At 70.3% G+C, this 20122-nt stretch carries 16 protein-coding genes; 8 read left to right on the top strand and 8 right to left on the bottom strand.

All coding sequences use genetic code 11. The features are described from left to right. Positions 1–92: 92 nt before the first annotated feature. Positions 93–986, bottom strand: coding sequence for a glycerophosphodiester phosphodiesterase family protein (locus B0675_RS36115; RefSeq protein ID WP_081223807.1), 894 nt, complete (start codon positions 984–986; stop codon positions 93–95). 276 nt (positions 987–1262) lie between these two features. On the opposite strand from B0675_RS36115, the gene B0675_RS36110 reads away from it, so the two are divergent. The 6 genes from B0675_RS36110 to B0675_RS36085 all read left to right on the top strand — a co-directional run bounded on the left by B0675_RS36110 (position 1263) and on the right by B0675_RS36085 (position 9710). Continuing rightward, positions 1263–2132 carry an MHYT domain-containing protein gene (locus B0675_RS36110; RefSeq protein WP_081223806.1) on the top strand — a complete coding sequence of 290 codons (870 nt, stop codon included), beginning with the start codon at positions 1263–1265 and terminating at the stop codon, positions 2130–2132. Between the two features lie 40 nt (positions 2133–2172). Beyond that, the gene (gene uvrB, locus B0675_RS36105; protein WP_081223805.1) at positions 2173–4314 is read left to right on the top strand and encodes an excinuclease ABC subunit UvrB; all 2142 of its coding nucleotides are present in this window, start codon (positions 2173–2175) and stop codon (positions 4312–4314) included. A 160-nt stretch (positions 4315–4474) separates the two neighbouring features. Beyond that, a complete protein-coding gene (locus tag B0675_RS36100; protein ID WP_081223804.1) occupies positions 4475–5053 on the top strand; it encodes a TerD family protein in 579 nt (192 codons plus the stop codon). A gap of 44 nt (positions 5054–5097) precedes the next feature. Then, positions 5098–7125, top strand: coding sequence for a TerD family protein (locus B0675_RS36095; protein WP_081223803.1), 2028 nt, complete (start codon positions 5098–5100; stop codon positions 7123–7125). Between the two features lie 296 nt (positions 7126–7421). Then, positions 7422–8408 carry a TerC/Alx family metal homeostasis membrane protein gene (locus tag B0675_RS36090; RefSeq protein WP_107482917.1) on the top strand — a complete coding sequence of 329 codons (987 nt, stop codon included), beginning with the start codon at positions 7422–7424 and terminating at the stop codon, positions 8406–8408. 201 nt (positions 8409–8609) lie between these two features. Beyond that, complete coding sequence (locus B0675_RS36085; RefSeq protein WP_081223802.1) at positions 8610–9710, top strand: ionic transporter y4hA; 1101 nt, start codon at positions 8610–8612, stop codon at positions 9708–9710. Positions 9711–9726: 16 nt separating this feature from the next. On the opposite strand, the gene B0675_RS36080 is transcribed toward B0675_RS36085, so the two are convergent. Continuing rightward, on the bottom strand, positions 9727–11028 hold the full coding sequence (locus tag B0675_RS36080; protein ID WP_081223801.1) for an MFS transporter: 1302 nt from the start codon (positions 11026–11028) through the stop codon (positions 9727–9729). A 60-nt stretch (positions 11029–11088) separates the two neighbouring features. Then, positions 11089–12135, bottom strand: a complete 1047-nt coding sequence (locus B0675_RS36075) for a S66 peptidase family protein (RefSeq protein WP_081223800.1) — start codon at positions 12133–12135, stop codon at positions 11089–11091. A 101-nt stretch (positions 12136–12236) separates the two neighbouring features. Here B0675_RS36075 and aroQ point away from each other — a divergent pair, with 101 nt between their 5' ends. Further along, positions 12237–12710, top strand: a complete 474-nt coding sequence (gene aroQ, locus B0675_RS36070) for a type II 3-dehydroquinate dehydratase (RefSeq protein ID WP_081223799.1) — start codon at positions 12237–12239, stop codon at positions 12708–12710. A 3-nt stretch (positions 12711–12713) separates the two neighbouring features. Here aroQ and B0675_RS36065 read toward each other — a convergent pair whose 3' ends face one another. From B0675_RS36065 to B0675_RS36045, 5 genes are all read right to left on the bottom strand, one after another. Further along, positions 12714–13481 (bottom strand): amino acid ABC transporter ATP-binding protein, encoded by a 768-nt coding sequence (locus B0675_RS36065; RefSeq protein ID WP_277625265.1) that lies wholly within the window; start codon positions 13479–13481, stop codon positions 12714–12716. Further along, positions 13478–14389 (bottom strand): amino acid ABC transporter permease, encoded by a 912-nt coding sequence (locus tag B0675_RS36060; RefSeq protein WP_081223798.1) that lies wholly within the window; start codon positions 14387–14389, stop codon positions 13478–13480. The genes B0675_RS36065 and B0675_RS36060 overlap by 4 nt, the downstream gene beginning before the upstream one ends. Further along, the gene (locus B0675_RS36055; protein ID WP_081223797.1) at positions 14386–15270 is read right to left on the bottom strand and encodes an ABC transporter substrate-binding protein; all 885 of its coding nucleotides are present in this window, start codon (positions 15268–15270) and stop codon (positions 14386–14388) included. Before B0675_RS36055 ends, B0675_RS36060 begins: the two co-directional genes overlap by 4 nt. Positions 15271–15415: 145 nt before the next feature. Continuing rightward, on the bottom strand, positions 15416–16072 hold the full coding sequence (locus B0675_RS36050) for an MBL fold metallo-hydrolase (RefSeq protein ID WP_081223796.1): 657 nt from the start codon (positions 16070–16072) through the stop codon (positions 15416–15418). A gap of 10 nt (positions 16073–16082) precedes the next feature. Further along, positions 16083–16772, bottom strand: a complete 690-nt coding sequence (locus tag B0675_RS36045) for a maleylpyruvate isomerase family mycothiol-dependent enzyme (protein ID WP_081223795.1) — start codon at positions 16770–16772, stop codon at positions 16083–16085. A 224-nt stretch (positions 16773–16996) separates the two neighbouring features. On the opposite strand from B0675_RS36045, the gene uvrA reads away from it, so the two are divergent. Next, positions 16997–20062, top strand: coding sequence for an excinuclease ABC subunit UvrA (gene uvrA / locus B0675_RS36040; protein ID WP_081223794.1), 3066 nt, complete (start codon positions 16997–16999; stop codon positions 20060–20062). The last annotated feature ends 60 nt before the right edge of the window (positions 20063–20122 follow it).

The raw sequence follows: 20122 nt of genomic DNA, 5'->3' as shown, positions 1-20122 counted from the left end.
CACGGTACGGCCGGCCACTGACAACGCCCGTGGCGGAGCCGGAGGTACCGGTCCACGCCACGGGCGTCGCGCCCTGGAGCCTGCCGTTCCGATCAGCCCTGGGCGTGCGGCCGTCGCGGTACGTCCAGGGTCCTGCTCACCACGTCGGGCACGTTCGTGATGACGCCGTCCACCCCGAAGCCCGCCACGCGGCGGGCGGCGGCCGCGTCGTCCACGGTCCAGGCGAACACCTTCATCCGGCCGTGCGGCCCGTGCAGCGCGTGGACCGCGGAGACGTAGTCGGCCGAGAGCGAGGTGTGGTCCGGGTTGACCTGATCGGCGAACCGGGCGTACCGGGGCAGGTCAGCGACCGCCGGTGTGCCCAGGAGCGCCGTCGTGATGCCCGGTCGCAAGTCGTGCACGATCCGCACGCTGTCGGCGCTGAAGCTCTGCACGATCAGACGGTCCCTCAGGTGCACCGGGTCCAGCCAGCCCTCGTTGCTCAGGAGCTTGAGGGTCTGCCGCTCGATGCCCGGATACAGCTCGGGGTTCTTGATCTCCAGGACGAGCTTCTGATGGTTGTGCGAGACACGCTCCATGTACTCCTTCAGGGTCGGCACCCGCACGCCCGCGTACCGGGCGCCGAACCAGCTCCCGGCGTCCAGGCGGGCGATCTCCGCCGCGGTGAAGTCCTTGACCTTCCAGGGGGCGCGGTCGGGGTAGACCTCCTCCACATCGGTCGTACGGGCCAGTGAGTCGTCGTGCAGGACGACCAGTTGCCCGTCCTTCGTGCGCTGGACGTCGTTCTCGACCCAGTCGAATCCCAGCTCGGCGGCGTGGTCGATGGCGGCCAGGGTGTTCTCGGGCGCGTAGGCGGAGGCGCCCCGGTGGGCGACGACCAGCGGGGTCGTGGTCCGGTCGCCGGCCTTGGCGTGCGGGCTGGGCAGTATCAGAACGGCTCCCCCGAGAAGCGCGGCGGTCGTGGCGGCGGCAACGCGCGCAAGCATGCGTACTCCTTGCTTCGAGAGATAACGGACAGCAACAGAGTGACAGCAGAGAGTCAACGAAGGCGGTTAGCGAGATGGCCGTGAATTGAATGGAGTTGCCCAAGTCCGCTCACTTGCGCCGCACAGGTGGGGGGAGGTCGTGTTTCTTTGCCGGAAAATCGTTCGACCATTCCGGTGGGGGTCATACTCTCTGCCTCAGCCCGGTCCGCTCCCGCGGTCCCGAGGGTGGGAGCGTTTCGGAGAGTTCACAGAGCGACAGCGGAAGGGCAGCCGCGCATGCAGGGCACGGTCGACGGCTTCAGTTACGGACTCGTCACACCGCTGGTGGCGTACTTCATGGCCTGCCTGGGCGGGGCACTGGGACTGCGCTGCACCACCCGGTCGATGCTCGTCGCCGGTCCGTGGCGGGCCGGCTGGCTCGCGCTCGGCTCGGTCGCGATCGCATCCGGCATATGGACGATGCACTTCATCGCGATGATGGGGTTCGCGGTCGACGAGACCCCCGTCCACTACGACCGGCCGACGACCTTCGCGAGTCTGGGCGTCGCGATCGTGATGGTCGGCATCGGGATCTTCATCGTCGGCTACCAGGGCGCCACCGGGACGGCCCTCTTCACCGGCGGGACCATCACCGGTCTCGGCGTCGCCTCCATGCACTACCTGGGCATGGCCGGGATGCGGCTCAACGGGAACCTCGAATACAACACGTTCACCGTGTCCGCCTCGGTCGTCATCGCCGTGGTGGCCGCGACCGCGGCCCTCTGGGCGGCCGGACAGGTGCGCGGATTCCTGTGGAGCGTGGGAGCGAGCCTCGTCATGGGACTCGCCGTCAGCGGGATGCACTACACGGGAATGGCCGCCCTCAGCGTCCACCTGCACGGCTCGGCGGGCGCCAGCCCCGCCGGGGACTCGGCGGCCTCCCTGCTCGCGCCCATGATGATCGGCCCCCTGGCCTTCCTCTGCCTGGCCGGCGTCGTCGTCCTGTTCGACCCGCTCATGGTCATGGGCAGGGCCGACTGGACCCCCGCGGAGAGCCGGCGGCCCGGCATCCCGGCACACACGGTCACCGCACGCCCCGCCCGCAGGACGGCCGTCCGCTCCGGACCGGACCGCGGACGCCGTTCCGGAGCCCCGCAGAGCCGCTGATCCGACCCGGTTGTCAGTGCGGGGTCGTACGGTGGATTGCATGCGGCCCGTATCCAAGATCGAACGTTCGGTGGCGCCCTTCGAGGTCGTCAGCTCCTTCCAGCCCGGCGGTGACCAGCCCACGGCCATCGCCGACCTGGAGAAGCGCATCACCGCGGGTGAGAAAGATGTCGTGCTCCTGGGCGCGACCGGCACCGGCAAGTCCGCCACCACCGCGTGGATGATCGAGAAGCTCCAGCGCCCCACGCTCGTCATGGCCCCGAACAAAACCCTGGCCGCCCAGCTGGCCAACGAGTTCCGCGAGCTGCTCCCGAACAACGCCGTCGAGTACTTCGTCTCGTACTACGACTACTACCAGCCCGAGGCCTACGTCCCGCAGTCGGACACCTACATCGAGAAGGACTCCTCGATCAACGAGGAGGTGGAGCGGCTGCGCCACTCCGCGACCAACTCCCTGCTGACCCGCCGCGACGTCGTCGTGGTCGCCTCGGTCTCCTGCATCTACGGCCTCGGCACGCCGCAGGAGTACGTGGACCGCATGGTCAACCTCAAGGTGGGCGACGAGATCGACCGCGACGACCTGCTGCGCCGCTTCGTCGACATCCAGTACACGCGCAACGACGTGGCGTTCGCCCGCGGCACCTTCCGCGTCCGCGGCGACACCATCGAGATCTTCCCGGTCTACGAGGAGCTCGCCGTCCGCATCGAGATGTTCGGCGACGAGATCGAGGCCCTCTCCACGCTCCACCCGCTCACCGGCGAGGTCATCAGCGACGACGAGCAGGTCTACGTCTTCCCCGCCTCGCACTACGTGGCCGGACCCGAGCGCATGGAGCGCGCGGTGAACGACATCGAGAAGGAGCTGGAGCAGCGCCTCGCCGAGCTGGACAAGCAGGGCAAGCTGCTGGAGGCCCAGCGCCTGCGCATGCGGACGACGTACGACATCGAGATGCTCCGCCAGATCGGCTCCTGCTCCGGCGTGGAGAACTACTCGATGCACTTCGACGGCCGCGAGCCCGGCTCCCCGCCGAACACCCTCATCGACTACTTCCCGGACGACTTCCTGCTCGTCATCGACGAGTCGCACGTCACGGTTCCCCAGATCGGCGCGATGTACGAGGGCGACGCCTCCCGCAAGCGCACCCTCGTCGACCACGGCTTCCGGCTGCCCTCCGCCCTGGACAACCGCCCGCTGAAGTGGGAGGAGTTCCAGAAGCGCATCGGCCAGACCGTCTACCTCTCGGCGACCCCCGGACAGTACGAGCTGTCCCGCTCGGACGGCCACGTCGAGCAGATCATCCGACCCACCGGCCTCATCGACCCCGAGGTCGTCGTGAAGTCCACCGAGGGCCAGATCGACGACCTGGTGCACGAGATCCGCAAGCGGACCGAGAAGGACGAGCGCGTCCTGGTCACCACGCTCACCAAGAAGATGGCCGAGGATCTCACCGACTACTTCCTCGAGCTGGGCATCCAGGTCCGCTATCTGCACAGCGACGTCGACACCCTGCGCCGCGTCGAGCTGCTGCGCGAGCTGCGAGCGGGCGAGTTCGACGTCCTGGTCGGCATCAACCTCCTGCGTGAGGGACTCGACCTTCCCGAGGTCTCCCTGGTGGCGATCCTCGACGCCGACAAGGAGGGCTTCCTGCGGTCCGGGACCTCGCTGATCCAGACCATCGGCCGAGCGGCGCGCAATGTGTCCGGGCAGGTCCACATGTACGCGGACAAGATCACCCCGGCGATGGCGAAGGCCATCGACGAGACCAACCGGCGCCGCGAGAAGCAGATCGCGTACAACAAGGAGAGGGGCATCGACCCGCAGCCCCTCCGCAAGAAGATCAACGACATCGTGGCGCAGATCGCCCGCGAGGACGTCGACACCGAGCAGCTCCTCGGCTCCGGGTACCGGAAGTCGAAGGACGGCAAGGGCGCCAAGGCCCCCGTGCCCGCGCTCGGCGGCAAGGCCGCGAAGGCCGGCAAGGCGGCCAAGTCCGCGAAGAACGCGGACACCGTGCCCACCGACCGCCCGGCTGCCGAACTGGCCGGGCAGATCGAGGAGCTGACGGAGCGCATGCGCGCGGCCGCCGCCGACCTCCACTTCGAGATCGCGGCCCGTCTGCGCGACGAGGTCTCCGAGATGAAGAAGGAACTGCGTCAGATGAGGGAGGCGGGCATGGCCTGACGGCCGCGCGGACGGCGTCGGACCTCGGCGGATGCGCTCTGTGTTGCAAGACCGACACAAAGTACGTCCCGGGGTTCGGCGCCGTCACCGCCGCTGCGTAGGGTGCTGCTCATCCGCGGAGTCCGCGGCAACAGGGGACAGTTCGAGAGGGGAACAGCGCGTGACGGTCAACATGACCAAGGGTCAGGCCATCAGTCTGCAGAAGAACGACGGGGGCACGCTGACCGCGGTCCGCATGGGTCTCGGCTGGCAGGCGGCTCCCCGGCGCGGCCTGTTCGGCTCGCGCACCCGGGAGATCGACCTGGACGCCTCCGCCGTGCTGTTCGCGGACAAGCAGCCCGTTGACGTGGTGTTCTTCCGGCACCTCGTCAGCGACGACGGCTCGGTCCGGCACACCGGTGACAACCTGGTCGGCGGCGTCGGCCAGGGCGGCGACGACGAGGCCATCCTCGTCGACCTGCAGCGCATCCCGGTCCACATCGACCAGATCATCTTCACCGTGAACTCCTTCACGGGCCAGACCTTCCAGGAAGTGCAGAACGCGTTCTGCCGTCTCGTCGACGAGACCAACGGCCAGGAGCTCGCCCGCTACACCCTCGCGGGCGGTGGCCAGTACACCGCGCAGATCATGGCGAAGGTGCACCGCGCCGGCAGCGGCTGGCAGATGACGGCCCTCGGCACGCCGGCCAACGGCCGCACGTTCCAGGACCTGATGCCGGCGATACTGCCGCACCTGTAGGCCGGTCGGCACGCCACGCACGAAGCGACATAGGGGGACAGGCGATGACGGCCGAGCTGGTCCGGGGGCAGAACCATCCGCTCTCCCAGGTCCGACTCGAGGTCCGGGTCTCGGCCGGGAAACCGGTCGTGGCGGGGGCCACGCTCAGCGACGAGCAGGGCAGGGTCCGCGGTGTCGAGTGGGTGGCCCATCCGGGCGCGCCCACCCTGCCCGGGCTCGAGGTCTCCCAGCAGGCGGCGGCCGACCACCGTCTCGCCTTCGACCTGGACGCCCTGCCGCCGGCCGTGCACCGGGTCAGCGTGCTCCTCGCGCTGCCCACGGCGACCGGCGGCCCCGTCCGGTTCGGGGCCGTCGCCGCCCCCTTCGTCGCGGTCACCGGTCTCGACGGCGCCGAGATCGCCAGCTTCACCCTCACGGGCCTCGACGCCGAATCAGCCGTCGTGGCCCTGGAGCTCTATCGCAGACAGGACGCCTGGAAGATCCGGGCGGTCGGGCAGGGTTACGCGGGCGGTCTCGCCGAACTCCTCGGCGACCAGGGTCTTCCCGAGGCCCGGCAACTCGCCGGGACGATCAACGAAGCGGTGGCCCAGGGCGTCGCCCGTTCGGTCGCGGCACCCCCGCCCCGCACACCCGACAGCGACCGTTCCCGGCAGGCGGCCGCCTCCGCGCCGGGCCCCGACCAGCCACGCACCGGTCCTGGAGTGCAGGGCGCGCCCGGCGGCACGACCCCGCCCCAGTCCCCGTACGACCTCGCCGGGTCCGGGAGTGCCACTCCGGCCCCGACGGGATATCCAGGCGGCTCCGCGCAGCCCGACCCCTCCGCCGTCACCCAGCCGTCCTCGCCGGCGGGCGGCCCGATCGACTACAGCCACCCCGGCCGCCGGACCTCGGCCCCGCCACCGCCCCCGCCGACCGCGCCTCCCGCCGAGCCGGGCCGGCCGGCCCGGCCCGTCGCGGGTGACGCGACCGGCTGGTCCATGGACGAGCGCCTGTACAACCAGGTGTGGGGCATGTTCGAGGACCTGGCGCGGACTGTCGCCGCGTACCGCAGTGCTGTCGACTTCGCCGACTCGCGCATGGAGAAGGAGCTCGACCACGCCCTGTCCGACCCGCGCAGCCGGATCGGCGGCCAAGGCGACGCCGCCCGCGAGGCGGCCCGCGCCAAGCACGCGGATCTCGTCGACCAGGCCCGCGCGGCCCTGGACCGGGACCTCGCTCAGCTGACCGCGGAGGCGGAGGTCGTGGAGCCCGCGCTGCCCACGGCCTACGCGAGCTGGGACAACCCGGTCTGGCACGGCTACCGGCCGCCCATGGAGATCCCGATGGCGGTCCGCCTCGGCGACCTCTCCCTGCCGGAGAGCGGCACGCTGAGCATTCCGATGCTGATGCGCCTGCCGCTGGAGCGCGGACTGTGGATCGACAGCGGTCGCGCTGCGCTCGACGGCACGCTCGCCGACTCCGACCAACTGCGCCGCCTCGCCATGGACACGGCGGTGGCGCACGCGGCCCGGCTGCTCGCGGTCTATCCCGCGGGCGAGTTCACTGTTCATGTCATCGACGCGGCCGGCGCCGGAGCGTCCTCGCTCGCCCCGCTCGTTCGGTCCGGGGTGCTCGCGGGTCCACCGGCGGTCGGTGCCGCAGGCGTCACGGACGTACTGGCCCGGCTCACCCAGCGCGTCGACCTGGTCCAGATGGCGTTGCGCGGGGGAGCGGCCGACTCGCTGCCGCCGGGCCTCGACACCGCCGAGCAACTGCTGATCGTCAACGATTTCCCGCACGGCTTCGACGACCGCGCCGTGACCCAGCTCCGCTACCTGGCGGACGAGGGCCCGTCCGTCGGCGTCCATCTGATGATGGTGGCCGACCGGGAGGACGCGGCCGCCTACGGGCCGCTGCTCGACCCGTTGTGGCGGGCGCTGCTGCGGATCACCCCGGTGCCGGACGACCATCTCGCCGACCCCTGGGTCGGGCACGCGTGGACGTTCGAGCCCTCACTGATGCCCGCCGGCAGCCAGGTGCTGGAGCGCGTTCTCGCGCAGGTGGCCGCGGCCCGCCGACCCTGGGACCGCTGACCCGCATCACGCCTCCAAAGCGTTTTACCAAGCATCAGTAAAGGCCTCTGACCTGCATACTTGGTCTTTCTTTTACTTAGCCCTTTACCTTTCCTTGGTGATTCGGGTACTGTCTTTCCATACGGAGGGGAGTACTCCCTACCTGCTGCGGCGCACCCGTCAATACGGATCAGGCCAGATCCCGGGGCGTCGGCCCGCAGGCTCCGGGCGCACCCAGCGTCCCGGCGGCCTCGGGTGGAAGAGACCTCCGGTAGCGACGACGCTGAAATCTGCCGTTACGTACTGCCGGAGGCGCAGTGAATGTTTCCCTGACCCTGTGGGTCCTGACCATCGTCGGGCTTGCCGCACTCATCGCGGTCGACTTCTTCATCGGTCGAAAGCCGCACGACGTATCGATCAAGGAAGCCGGCATCTGGACGGTCGTCTGGATCGCCCTCGCCGGGCTGTTCGGACTCGGCCTGCTTCTCTTCTCCGGAGGCCAGCCTGCCGGAGAGTTCTTCGCCGGATTCATCACCGAGAAGTCGCTGAGCGTCGACAACCTCTTCGTCTTCGTCCTGATCATGGCCAAGTTCGCCGTGCCCTCGAAGTACCAGCAGCGGGTGCTCCTCGTCGGCGTCCTCATAGCCCTGGTCCTGCGCGCGATCTTCATCGCCGCGGGCGCCGCGATCATCGCCAACTTCGCGTGGGTCTTCTACATCTTCGGTGCCTTCCTCATCTACACCGCCTGGAAGCTGATCCAGGAGGCGAGGGCGGACGAGGAGGACGAGGAGTTCGAGGAGAACAAGCTGCTCAAGGCGGCCGAGCGCCGCTTCGGTGTCGCCGACCGCTACCACGGCACCAAGCTGTGGATCCGGGAGAACGGCAAGCGTGTCATGACGCCCATGCTGGTCGTCATGCTGGCGATCGGCACCACCGACGTCCTCTTCGCGCTCGACTCGATCCCCGCGATCTTCGGCCTGACCCAGGACCCGTACATCGTCTTCACGGCCAACGCGTTCGCGCTGATGGGTCTGCGGCAGCTGTACTTCCTCATCGGCGGCCTGCTCAAGAAGCTGGTCCACCTGAGCTACGGCCTGTCGGTCATCCTCGGATTCATCGGCATCAAGCTGGTCCTGCACGCGCTGCACGAGTCCGGCGTCCACGTCCCCGAGATCTCCATCCCGGTCTCCCTCGGCGTGATCTGCGCCGTCCTCGTGGTCACCACGATCACCAGCCTGATCGCGACCAAGAAGCAGGCGCGCGAGGAGGCCGAGCAGACGGAGGAGGACAGCATCGACGCCTGACCCGGCCGACCGACCGCAGGAACCACCAGATCGGGAGCGGTACACCGTGAACTGCCGTCCATCGTCCCCGGCGTCCGCCACCCGGATACCGAGCGCCTCCCTCCCGGAGGCGTCCGGCCCGGGCGGCGGGGCCCGCCGGACCGGGCCCGAGCGGCATGGCGCCGGAGTGCGGGGCACGCTTCCGACTGGGACGATCGCGGCATGATCGTTCGGCTCCGGTCACTTCTCACGCAGTGGACCGCCGTGGTGCCCGTCGCCGCGGTGGTGCTGCTGGCCCTCACATGGGGCCGCGACCTGCCCGCAGCGGTCGTGGCGCTGGTGACGCTCGTCCTCGCCGGCGCCGTGCTCGCCGCGGTGCACCACGCCGAGGTGGTCGCGCACCGGGTGGGTGAGCCCTTCGGATCACTCGTCCTCGCTGTCGCGGTCACGATCATCGAAGTCGCCCTGATCGTGACCCTGATGGCGGACGGCGGGGACAAGAGCTCGACACTGGCCCGCGACACGGTGTTCGCCGCCGTGATGATCACGTGCAACGGCATCGTCGGCGTGTGCCTGCTCGTCGCCTCACTCCGTCACGGACTGGCCGTGTTCAACGCGGAGGGCACCGGAGCCGCCCTCGCGACCGTCGCCACGCTGGCCACGCTCAGCCTGGTCTTCCCGACCTTCACCACCAGCAAGCACGGGCCCGAGTTCTCCACGGCGCAACTCACCTTCGCCGCGGTCGCCTCCCTGGTCCTGTACGGCCTGTTCGTGGCCACCCAGACCGTCCGGCACCGCGACTACTTCCTGCCGATCACCCGGCAGGGCCAGGTCATCGACGCGGACGACCACGCCGACGCCCCGACCGCCCGTACGACCCGCATCAGCCTCGGGCTCCTCGGCCTCGCCCTCGTCGGCGTGGTCGGCCTCGCCAAGGGCGTGTCGCCGACCATCGAGTCCGGGGTCGAGGCGGCCGGCATGCCGCACTCCGTGGTCGGTGTGATCATCGCGCTGCTCGTGCTGCTCCCCGAGACGATCGCCGCCCTGCGGGCCGCCCGGCGGGACCGGGTGCAGACGAGCCTCAACCTCGCCCTCGGCTCGGCCATGGCCAGCATCGGCCTGACCATCCCGGCCGTCGCCCTCGCGTCCGTCTGGCTCTCGGGACCGCTCGTCCTCGGGCTCGGCCCCACCGAGATGGTGCTGCTGACATTGACGGTGGTGGTGAGTTCCCTGACCGTCGTCCCCGGACGGGCCACCCCACTCCAGGGCGGCGTCCATCTCGTGATCTTCGCCGCCTATCTGGAACTCGCCATCAACCCCTGATGCCCCTGACCGGCCTTCACTCGGCCGCGCGCACGACGCGCAGACGGGGCACCGGCCGGGTCTCCGGAAGGAGGGCGAAACAGCCGAGGCTCAGCAGCGCGACAGCCGTCAGATAGCCGGCCACCCCCCACGGAACGCGCTCCCCGCTCGCCACCGCCGTCGCCACGACCGGGGTGAGCGCGCCCCCGAGGACGCCCCCCAGGTTGTAGCCGACGGCCGCGCCCGTGCACCGCACCCGGGGCTCGTACAGCTCCGGGAGGTACGCGGCGATCACCGCGAACACCGCGACGAACGCCAGGAGCGCCACCAGGAATCCGATGAACATCAGCAGGGGCTCGCCCGTCGACAGCAGCCCGATCATCGGGAACATCCACACAGCGGCGCCCGCGCAGCCCGCCAGGCACAGCGGCCGCCGACCGTAGCGGTCGCCCAGCAGGGCCACCAGGGGCGTCAGCGATCCCTGCACCACCACGGCGGCCATGACACACGTGAGCATGACCGCCCGGCTCACCCCGAGCCGGTCGACGCCGTACGCGAGTGCCCAGGTCGTCACGGTGTAGAAGACGGCGTACCCGACCGCGAGACCTCCGGCCGTCAGCAGGACGAGCCGCCAGTGGTCGCGCACCACCTCGACGAGCGGCACGCGCGCGTGGTCCCCCACCTCCAGGAAGCGTGGGCTCTCCGTGAGCGAGGAACGCAGCCACAGCCCGGCGAGGGCGAGGACCCCGGCGGCCCAGAACGGCACCCGCCAGCCCCAGGCCGCGAACTGCGCGTCGGACAGCGTCGCGGACAGCAGCAGCATCACGCCGTTGGCGAGCAGGAACCCGACCGACGGACCGATCTGCGGGAAGCTCGACCACAGTCCGCGCCGCTCCGCCGGTGCGTGCTCGGCCGTCAGCAGCACGGCCCCGCCCCACTCCCCGCCGAGCCCGAGCCCCTGGAGGAACCGCAGCACCAGCAGCAGAACCGGGGCCGCCACCCCGATCCGGTCGTACGCCGGGACACAGCCGACCGCGACGGTCGCCGCGCCGGTCAGCAGCAGGGAGGCGACCAGCACGGGCCGCCGCCCGCGCCGGTCCCCGATGTGCCCGAAGAGCAGGGAGCCCAGAGGCCGGGAGACGAACCCGACGGCGAACGTCCCGAAGGCCGCCAGCGTCCCCGCCAGGGGCGAGAACGTCGGGAAGAACAGCGGCCCGAGCACCAGCGCGGCGGCGGTCCCGTAGACGAAGAAGTCGTAGAACTCGACGGCGGTCCCGGCGAGCGAGGCGGCCGCGAGCCGCAGCATGGAGGGAGCCCTTACGGAGCGTACGTCGCGCATGCCGCCTCAACTACCCACAGTGACGGTGGGTTACGGGGGCGTGCGGGAGTGCGGCGCGGGTCAGTAGGTGACCGTGATGCGCCGGGCGGGACCGTCGACGCGGACCGTCCCGCCGTACGGCATGACGAGCTGCGGATCGGTGTGTCCGAGGTCCACGTCGAACACGACCATCATGTCCGGGGCGTAGCGGTCGACCGCGCGGCGAACCGCTTCCCGCTGGTCGCGGACGTAGCGGGCCCGGTCCGCGGGGGCGAGCGGCCGGTCGAACGACCAGGCCTTCGGCCGGCCCATGAGGAGCGCCGGGAAGCGCTCCAGGAGGCCGCGCTCGCCCATGCTCCGCAGGATCCAGTAGACGTCGTCGGCGCGGGGCATGTCCTCCGAGGTCTCCAGGAACAGCACGTGACCGTCGTACACGGAGAGGTCGCGGGAGATCTCGCGGTCGGCCATCAGCAGCCACGACAGGATCTCCAGGTTGCCGCCCCAGGAGCGGCCCTCGACCACCCGGTCCGGGCGCACCCACGTCCATCCCGCGCCCGGCTCCGTGCGCGGCTCGCGGGCGAAGCTCTCCGGGTCGTCCCAGGGCAGGTCGACCTCGCGAAAGCGTTCGGCCGGCCGCAACTCGTAGGGCCCGGACGTGAACAGGGCAGCTCGTACGGACTCGGCGGTCAGCGGGTCCATCGCACCGGGGCGGCCGAACTCGCACATGACCGTGGCGCCGTGGTAGCCGACGATCCCGGTGTTCCACAGATGGGCGAGCAGGTTGGTGTTGTCGCTGAATCCGAAGAACGGCTTGAGGTTCGCCCGGATCAACTCCCGGTCCAGCAGGGGCAGCACCGTGATCTGGTCGTCACCGCCGATCGACGCGACGACCGCCTTGATCGTCGGGTCGGCGAACGCCGCGTGGAGGTCGTCGGCCCGTTCCCGCGCCGAGGAGCCCATCGTCCGGGTGGTCGGATACTCGACGGGTTCCAGCCCGAACGTTCCGCGCAGTCGCTCCAGGCCCAATTCGTACGGCAGGGGGAGCAGCCCCGGCAGACCGCTGGACGGGGAGAGCACGGCGATCCGGTCGCCGGGCACGGGCTTGGGCGGGTACACGGGCATGATCATGGCGCGAGGATACGAGCGGTCACCCGTCCGGTGCAGCGTGATAAACCGGGTGCGAGTAGCGGTCCTCGACGGGCCGGCCGACCCGAAGGACCGGAGGAACCGTGCCCCGCACCCTCGCCAACGCCCCGATCATGATCCTCAACGGGCCCAACCTGAACCTGCTCGGGCAGCGTCAGCCGGAGATCTACGGCCGTGACACGCTCGCGGACGTGGAGGCGCTGTGCGCCAAGGCGGCGTCGGCGCACGGGGGCACGGTCGACTTCCGGCAGTCCAACCACGAGGGCGAGCTGGTGGACTGGATCCACGAGGCCCGTCTGCACCACGCGGGGATCGTGATCAACCCGGCCGCCTACTCGCACACCTCCGTCGCCCTCCTGGACGCGCTCAACACCTGCGACGGGCTGCCCGTGGTCGAGGTCCACATCTCCAACATCCACCAGCGCGAGGAGTTCCGGCACCACTCGTACGTCTCGCTGCGGGCCGACGGGGTCATCGCGGGCTGTGGCGTGCAGGGGTACGCGTTCGCCGTGGAGCGGGTGGCGGCCCTGGCCGGTGCCGGGCTGGCCGCCACCTGAGCCTCACAGCCGCCCGGCGTCCACGATCCTCTTGAGGAAGCGCCGGGTGCGCTCCTCACGGGGGTCGCCGAAGACCTCCTCGGGCGTGCCGCGTTCCAGGATCACCCCGCCGTCCAGGAAGCACACCTGGTCCGCGACCTCACGCGCGAAGCCCATCTCGTGCGTGGCGAGGACCATGGTCATGCCGTCCTCCTTGAGGTCCCGGACGACGCCCAGGACCTCGCCGACGAGTTCGGGGTCGAGGGCGGCGGTGATCTCGTCGAGGAGCAGCAGCCTGGGGCGTACCGCCAACGCGCGGACGATGGCTGCCCGTTGCTGCTGGCCGCCGCTCAGCCGGTCCGGGTACTCGCCCGCCTTGGCGCCGAGCCCGAGCCGTTCGAGCAGCTCACGCGCGTGTGCCTCCGCCTCCGCGCGCCCTGTGCCGTGCACCCGGCGCGGGGCGAGGGTGACGTTCTCCAGGACGGTCATGTGCGGAAAGAGGTTGTACGCCTGGAAGACCACGCCGATCCGCCGGCGCACCGCGTCCTGGTCGGCGCCCGGGTCGGTGATCTCCTCACCGTCCAGCCAGATCGCCCCGTCGTCGACCTCCTCCAGGAGGTTGGCGCAGCGCAGCAGGGTGGACTTGCCGGACCCGGAGGCGCCGATCAGCGTGGTCACGGTGTGCGGGGCGACCTCCAGGTCGACGTCCCGCAGGACGACCGTGCCGCCGAACGTCTTGCGCACGGACTCCATGCGCAGCATCGGACCGCCGGGGGCGGATGCCGTGCTCATACGATGCCTCCCTGGCCGCGGCGCCGGTCCATGCGCGCGGTGACCCAGTCGGTGAAGCGCGTCATGGGGATGGTCAGGGCCACGAAGAGCAGCGCGGCGACGATGTACGCCGTGTAGTTGAGGCTCCGGCCCACGATGATGTCGGCCGAGCGCATCGCCTCGACCGCGCCGCCGATGGAGACGAGGCTGGTGTCCTTCTGCAGGGACACCATGTCGTTGAGGAGCGGCGGGACCTGGCGGCGTACGGCCTGCGGCAGCACCACATGGCGCAGGGTCTGCCGGTTCGTCAGGCCCAGCGAGCGTGCGGCGGCCCGTTGTGAGGGGTGCACGGACTCGATGCCGGCGCGGACGACCTCGGCGACGTACGCGGCGTATGTCAGCACCAGGCCCGCGCCCCCGAGCAGGACCGGGTCGTCGGTGACCCCCTGCAACTGCAGGGCGGGGACGCCGAACACGACGATCGACAGGCAGATGATCAGCGGCAGGCCGCGGAAGAAGTCGGTGTAGGCCGTGGCGAGGGCGCGCACCGGCCAGTACATCGGGCCTCGCAGGGTGCGTGCCACGGCTATGAGGGTGCCCAGCACCAGCACGAGCGCGCCGCACACCGCGAACAGCCGGAGGTTCAGCCACAGGCCTTCCAGGACCTTCGGGAAGGCCTCCCGCGCGAAGGACGCGTCGAAGAACGTCTCCTTGGTGCGCGGCCAGCCCGGCGCGCCGACGACGACGACGTACAGCACCACGGCGACGACCAGCGTGGACAGCGCGGCGACGGCGGTCGAACGGCGGGCCCGGGCGCGCCGGTGCCGCTCACGCTCGATGCGCCGCGGCGAGGGAACGTACGGGTCGGCGCCGCCGGTCATGTCGCCCTCGGCGGCATCCCCTCCCGACTCCTCCTTCACTGCCGTCACTTGAGCACCGGGGCGTCGACGGCCTCGGACAGCCACTGCTTCTCGATGCTCGCGAGCGTGCCGTCCTCACGAAGGGCGTCCACGGCCTTCGTCACGCACGAGGTCAGCGCGCTGCCCTTGTCGAGGACGAGCCCGAACTGCTCGGGCGTCCCGCCCTGGTTCTCGAACTGCCCGACGATCTTCGCGTCCGTCACCTCGGCGGCGGTGATGTAGAAGGCGGTCGGCAGGTCGGTGACGATGGCGTCTACCTGGCCGTTCTTCAACGCGGACTTGGCCTGGTCGTTCTTCGCGTACGCCGCGGGAGACCGGGTGGGCTTCACCACGTCGTCGATGTAGTCCAGGCTCGTGGTGCCGACCTGCGCGCCGAGCTTGAGGCCCTTGAGGCCGGCGAGCCCTGTCGCCTTCGCGGCCTTGGAGCCCTTCAGCGCGATGACGGCCTGGCGCACGTCGTAGTAACCGGACGAGAAGTCCACGGCCTTCTTGCGCTCGTCGCTGATGGACACCTGGTTGATGTCGAAGTCGAAGGTCTTGCGGCCGGGCGCGAACGCCTTGTTGAAGGGCACGCTCTGCCAGACGACGTCACCGCGCGCGTAACCGAGCTGCTTCGCCACGGCGTACGCCACCGCGGACTCGAAGCCCTTGCCGTTCGCGGGCTTGTCGTCCGTGAACCACGGTTCGTACGCGGGTTCGTCGGTCGCGACGGTGAGCTTGCCGGCGGTCCGCGTGCCCGACGAGCCCTTGGCGCAGGCCTCGGCACCGCTTCCGGAAGCCTTGCCGGACGCCTTCTCCTCAGGCTGCGGGGCGCAGCCCACGGCGAGGGCGAGCAGGACGACGGTGCCGGCGGACGCGGCGCGGGCCAGGGCGCGTTGAGCGAGATGCATGGCGGGAGAGTGACAGCGAACCGTGCCGTCTGTCGAGGTCACGGCGGTAAATGTCCGCATGGTGGGAACGGGTGTTGCAATCCCGTGAACACGTCGGGCGTGGCCGCCCCCGCAACGCGGGCGGGGGCGGGGAACGTGCCCGGGTTCACCAGCCCCGCGCGCGCCACTCCGGCAGGTGGGGGCGCTCGGCGCCCAGCGTGGTGTCGTTGCCGTGTCCCGGGTAGACCCAGGTCTCGTCCGGCAGCACGTCGAAGATCCTCGTCTCGACGTCGTGCAGGAGACTCGCGAACGCCTTCGGGTCCTTGTGGGTGTTGCCCACCCCGCCGGGGAAGAGGCAGTCGCCCGTGAAGACATGGGGGTGACCGTGCGGGTCGTCGTAGACGAGGGCGACCGAGCCCGGCGTGTGGCCCACCAAGTGGCGCGCGGTGAGGCGCACGTTCCCCAGGCGGACGGTGTCGCCGTCCTCCAGGAGGACGTCGGTCGGGACGGGGATGCCGTCGGCGTCCTCACGGCCCGCGTACGTCCGCGCGCGCGTGGCGGCCACGACGTCCGCGAGCGCCTGCCAGTGGTCGCCGTGCTGATGGGTGGTCACGACCGAGGCGATGCCGTCGTCGCCGATCAGGGTGAGCAGGGTCGGGGCGTCGCTCGCCGCGTCGATCAGGAGCTGTTCGTCGGTGGCCCGGCAGCGCAGCAGATAGGCGTTGTTGTTCATCGGGCCGACCGCGACCTTGGAGATCATCAGGTTCTGCAGCTCGTGCACGTCGGCAGGGCCGCCGACCTTCACCGCTCCGCTGTACGTCATGGCGGCCAGCCTATAGCGGGGGCAGGGCCGGCAGCGGCCCGCCGTCGACGGTCAGGGCCGAGCCGTCGCGGCGCCCGCAGAGCCAGCCGAGCAGGTCGGCCGCCGTGCCCCGGACCTCGACGGGGCCGCCCGTGGCGCCTCCGCCGGTGGTCCATGTGCGGCCGGTGTCGGAGGCCAGATCCGTCGAGGGCACGTCCGGGTGGTCGGCGAACCGCTCCACGAGGAAGTCGATCTCGCGGTCCGTGAACTCCTCCGGCAGGTCCTCCAGCTCGTACCCGGTCCCGAGGTCCACGTGGTGCAGCTCGGCCTCGACCCACCGCCGGAACGGCACCCGGGCCGCGGTGTCGGTGACGCCGTTGCGCAGTTCCACCGTGCGCGACCAGTCGGCCGGCGTGGCCCCCACGTCCTGGAAGCGGGCCGCGCTCTCGCGGACGTCGGCGAGCTGTGCGTCGAGGGGCCGCGGGGCGTCCCGCTCGATGTCGGCGTCGCGGGCGGTCGCGGAGGCGTACATGGGCCGGCCCTCCAGGACGTTCACGAGGGCGTCGGCGTTGCGGGCGACGTGGGCGAGCACGTGCCCACGGCTCCAGCCGGGAAGCCGTGACGGTTCCGTCACAGAGGCGTTGTCCAGTCCGGCGGCTGCGGTGAGCAGCCGATCCGTCGCGGCACGTACAGATGCCAGGTCGCGCACATGATCCATCATGGGGCCGACCCTAGCCGCGGCACACGTTCGGGTGAAGGTGGTCGGCCGCCCCCATAAATCGAATGCACGTGCTATACGCTCGTGAACGGCGTCGGGCATGCTGGACGGTCCGGGATTGTTGTGAACCAACGAAAGCAACCGGCGCTGTCAGTGGCTCGCCCTAGTCTGGGAAAGACGGGGGCCCGCGGCCCCTGTCACCACTCTCAAGAAAGGTGCGGACCGGCGTGGCCGACCGTCTCATCGTCCGTGGAGCGCGCGAGCACAACCTGAAGAATGTCTCGCTCGACCTCCCGCGCGACTCGCTCATCGTCTTCACGGGCCTGTCGGGGTCGGGCAAGTCCTCCCTCGCCTTCGACACGATCTTCGCCGAGGGCCAGCGGCGCTACGTGGAGTCCCTCTCCTCGTACGCACGGCAGTTCCTCGGCCAGATGGACAAGCCGGATGTGGACTTCATCGAAGGCCTCTCCCCGGCGGTCTCCATCGACCAGAAGTCGACCTCGCGCAACCCGCGCTCGACGGTCGGCACCATCACCGAGGTCTACGACTACCTGCGGCTTCTCTTCGCCCGCATCGGGAAGCCGCACTGTCCCGAGTGCGGCCGCCCCATCTCCCGGCAGTCCCCGCAGGCCATCGTCGACAAGGTGCTGGAGCTGCCCGAGGGCAGCCGCTTCCAGGTGCTGTCGCCGCTGGTCCGCGAGCGCAAGGGCGAGTTCGTCGACCTCTTCGCCGATCTCCAGACCAAGGGATACAGCCGTGCCCGGGTCGACGGCGAGACCATCCAGCTGACCGAGCCGCCCACGCTGAAGAAGCAGGAGAAGCACACCATCGAGGTGGTCATCGACCGCCTCACGGTGAAGGACTCCGCAAAGCGCCGGCTCACCGACTCCGTGGAGACCGCGCTCGGCCTGGCCGGCGGCATGGTCGTGCTCGACTTCGTCGACCTCCCCGAGGACGACCCCGAGCGCGAGCGCATGTACTCGGAGCACCTGTACTGCCCGTACGACGACCTGTCCTTCGAGGAGCTGGAGCCCCGCTCCTTCTCCTTCAACTCGCCCTTCGGCGCGTGCCCGGACTGCAGCGGCATCGGCACGCGCATGGAGGTCGACCCCGAGCTGATCGTCCCGGACGAGGAGAAGTCCCTCGACGAGGGCGCCATCCACGCCTGGTCGCACGGGCACACCAAGGACTACTTCGGCCGGCTGATCGGCGCCCTCGCCGACGCGCTGGGATTCCGCACCGACATCCCCTTCGCCGGCCTGCCGCAGCGCGCCAAGAAGGCCCTGCTCTACGGCCACAAGACGCAGATCGAGGTCCGCTACCGCAACCGGTACGGCCGCGAGCGGGTCTACACCACGCCCTTCGAAGGGGCCGTCCCCTTCGTCAAGCGGCGCCACAGCGAGTCCGAGAGCGACGCCAGCCGCGAGCGCTTCGAGGGCTACATGCGCGAGGTGCCCTGCCCCACCTGTCACGGCACGCGCCTGAAGCCGCTCGTCCTCGCGGTGACGGTCATGGAGAAGTCCATCGCCGAGGTCTCCGCCATGTCGATCAGCGACTGCGCGGACTTCCTGGGCCGGATGAAGCTCAACGCCCGTGACAAGAAGATCGCCGAGCGCGTCCTGAAGGAGGTCAACGAACGGCTGCGCTTCCTGGTCGACGTCGGCCTCGACTACCTGTCGCTGAACCGCGCGGCCGGCACCCTGTCCGGCGGCGAGGCCCAGCGCATCCGGCTGGCCACCCAGATCGGCTCCGGACTCGTCGGCGTGCTCTACGTCCTCGACGAGCCGTCCATCGGCCTGCACCAGCGCGACAACCACCGGCTGATCGAGACCCTCGTCCGCCTCCGGGACATGGGCAACACGCTCATCGTCGTCGAGCACGACGAGGACACCATCAAGGTCGCCGACTGGGTCGTCGACATCGGCCCCGGCGCCGGTGAGCACGGCGGCAAGGTCGTCCACAGCGGTCCCTTGAAGGAACTGCTCGCCAACTCCGAGTCGATCACCGGGCAGTACCTGTCGCGGAAGCGGGAGATCCCCACCCCGGACGTGCGCCGCCCCACCGACCCGAGCCGCAGGCTCACGGTGCACGGCGCCCGGGAGAACAACCTCCGGGACATCGACGTGTCGGTCCCGCTGGGCGTCCTCACGGCCGTCACCGGCGTGTCCGGCTCCGGCAAGTCGACCCTGGTCAACGACATCCTGTACACGCACCTGGCCCGCGAGCTGAACGGTGCGAGGAACGTGCCGGGCCGCCACACGCGCGTGGCGGGCGACGACCTCGTCGACAAGGTCGTGCATGTCGACCAGTCGCCGATCGGCCGCACCCCGCGCTCGAACCCGGCGACGTACACCGGAGTCTTCGACCACGTCCGCAGGCTGTTCGCCGAGACCACCGAGGCGAAGGTACGGGGCTATCTGCCCGGCCGCTTCTCCTTCAACGTCAAGGGCGGCCGCTGCGAGAACTGCTCGGGCGACGGCACCATCAAGATCGAGATGAACTTCCTGCCGGACGTGTACGTCCCCTGCGAGGTCTGCCACGGGGCGCGCTACAACCGGGAGACCCTGGAGGTCCACTACAAGGGCAAGTCCATCTCCGAGGTCCTCGACATGCCGATCGAGGAGGGGCTCGCCTTCTTCGAGGCGGTCCCGGCGATCGCCCGCCACCTGAGGACGCTGAACGACGTCGGCCTCGGGTACGTCCGGCTCGGTCAGTCCGCGCCGACCCTGTCGGGCGGTGAGGCCCAGCGCGTCAAGCTCGCCAGCGAGCTCCAGAAGCGTTCCACCGGCCGCACCGTGTACGTGCTCGACGAGCCGACCACCGGTCTGCACTTCGAGGACATCAGCAAGCTCATCACGGTGCTGTCCGGCCTGGTCGACAAGGGCAACACGGTCATCGTGATCGAGCACAACCTGGACGTCATCAAGACGGCGGACTGGGTCGTCGACATGGGCCCCGAGGGTGGCAACGGCGGTGGACTGGTGGTCGCCGAGGGCACTCCCGAGGAGGTCGCCGGCGTTCCGGCCAGCCACACCGGCAAGTTCCTGCGCGAGGTCCTCGGCGCCGACCGGATCAGCGACGCCGCGCCGGTGAAGGCGCCGCGCAAGGCGGCCGCCAAGAGGGCGGTCGCGGCCAAGGCGCCCGCCAAGAAGACCGTCACCGGCACGGCCACCAAGGCCGCCGCCAAGAAGACCGCCGCCAAGAAGACCGCCGCCAAGAAGACCGCCGCGCAGTCGACGGCGGCGAAGAAGGCGGCGCCCGCGAAGAAGACCACGCGGGCGCGCAAGGCCTGAGCGGACGCCCGGCCGGGCGGACGGCGACTCACCGACGGCGGCGCCCCGCGGATCTCTCCG

It is taken from the genome of Streptomyces sp. M41(2017) (assembly GCF_002078175.1).
In the GTDB taxonomy this organism is placed as follows: domain Bacteria; phylum Actinomycetota; class Actinomycetes; order Streptomycetales; family Streptomycetaceae; genus Streptomyces.
This window is presented reverse-complemented; position numbering and strand designations above follow the sequence as displayed.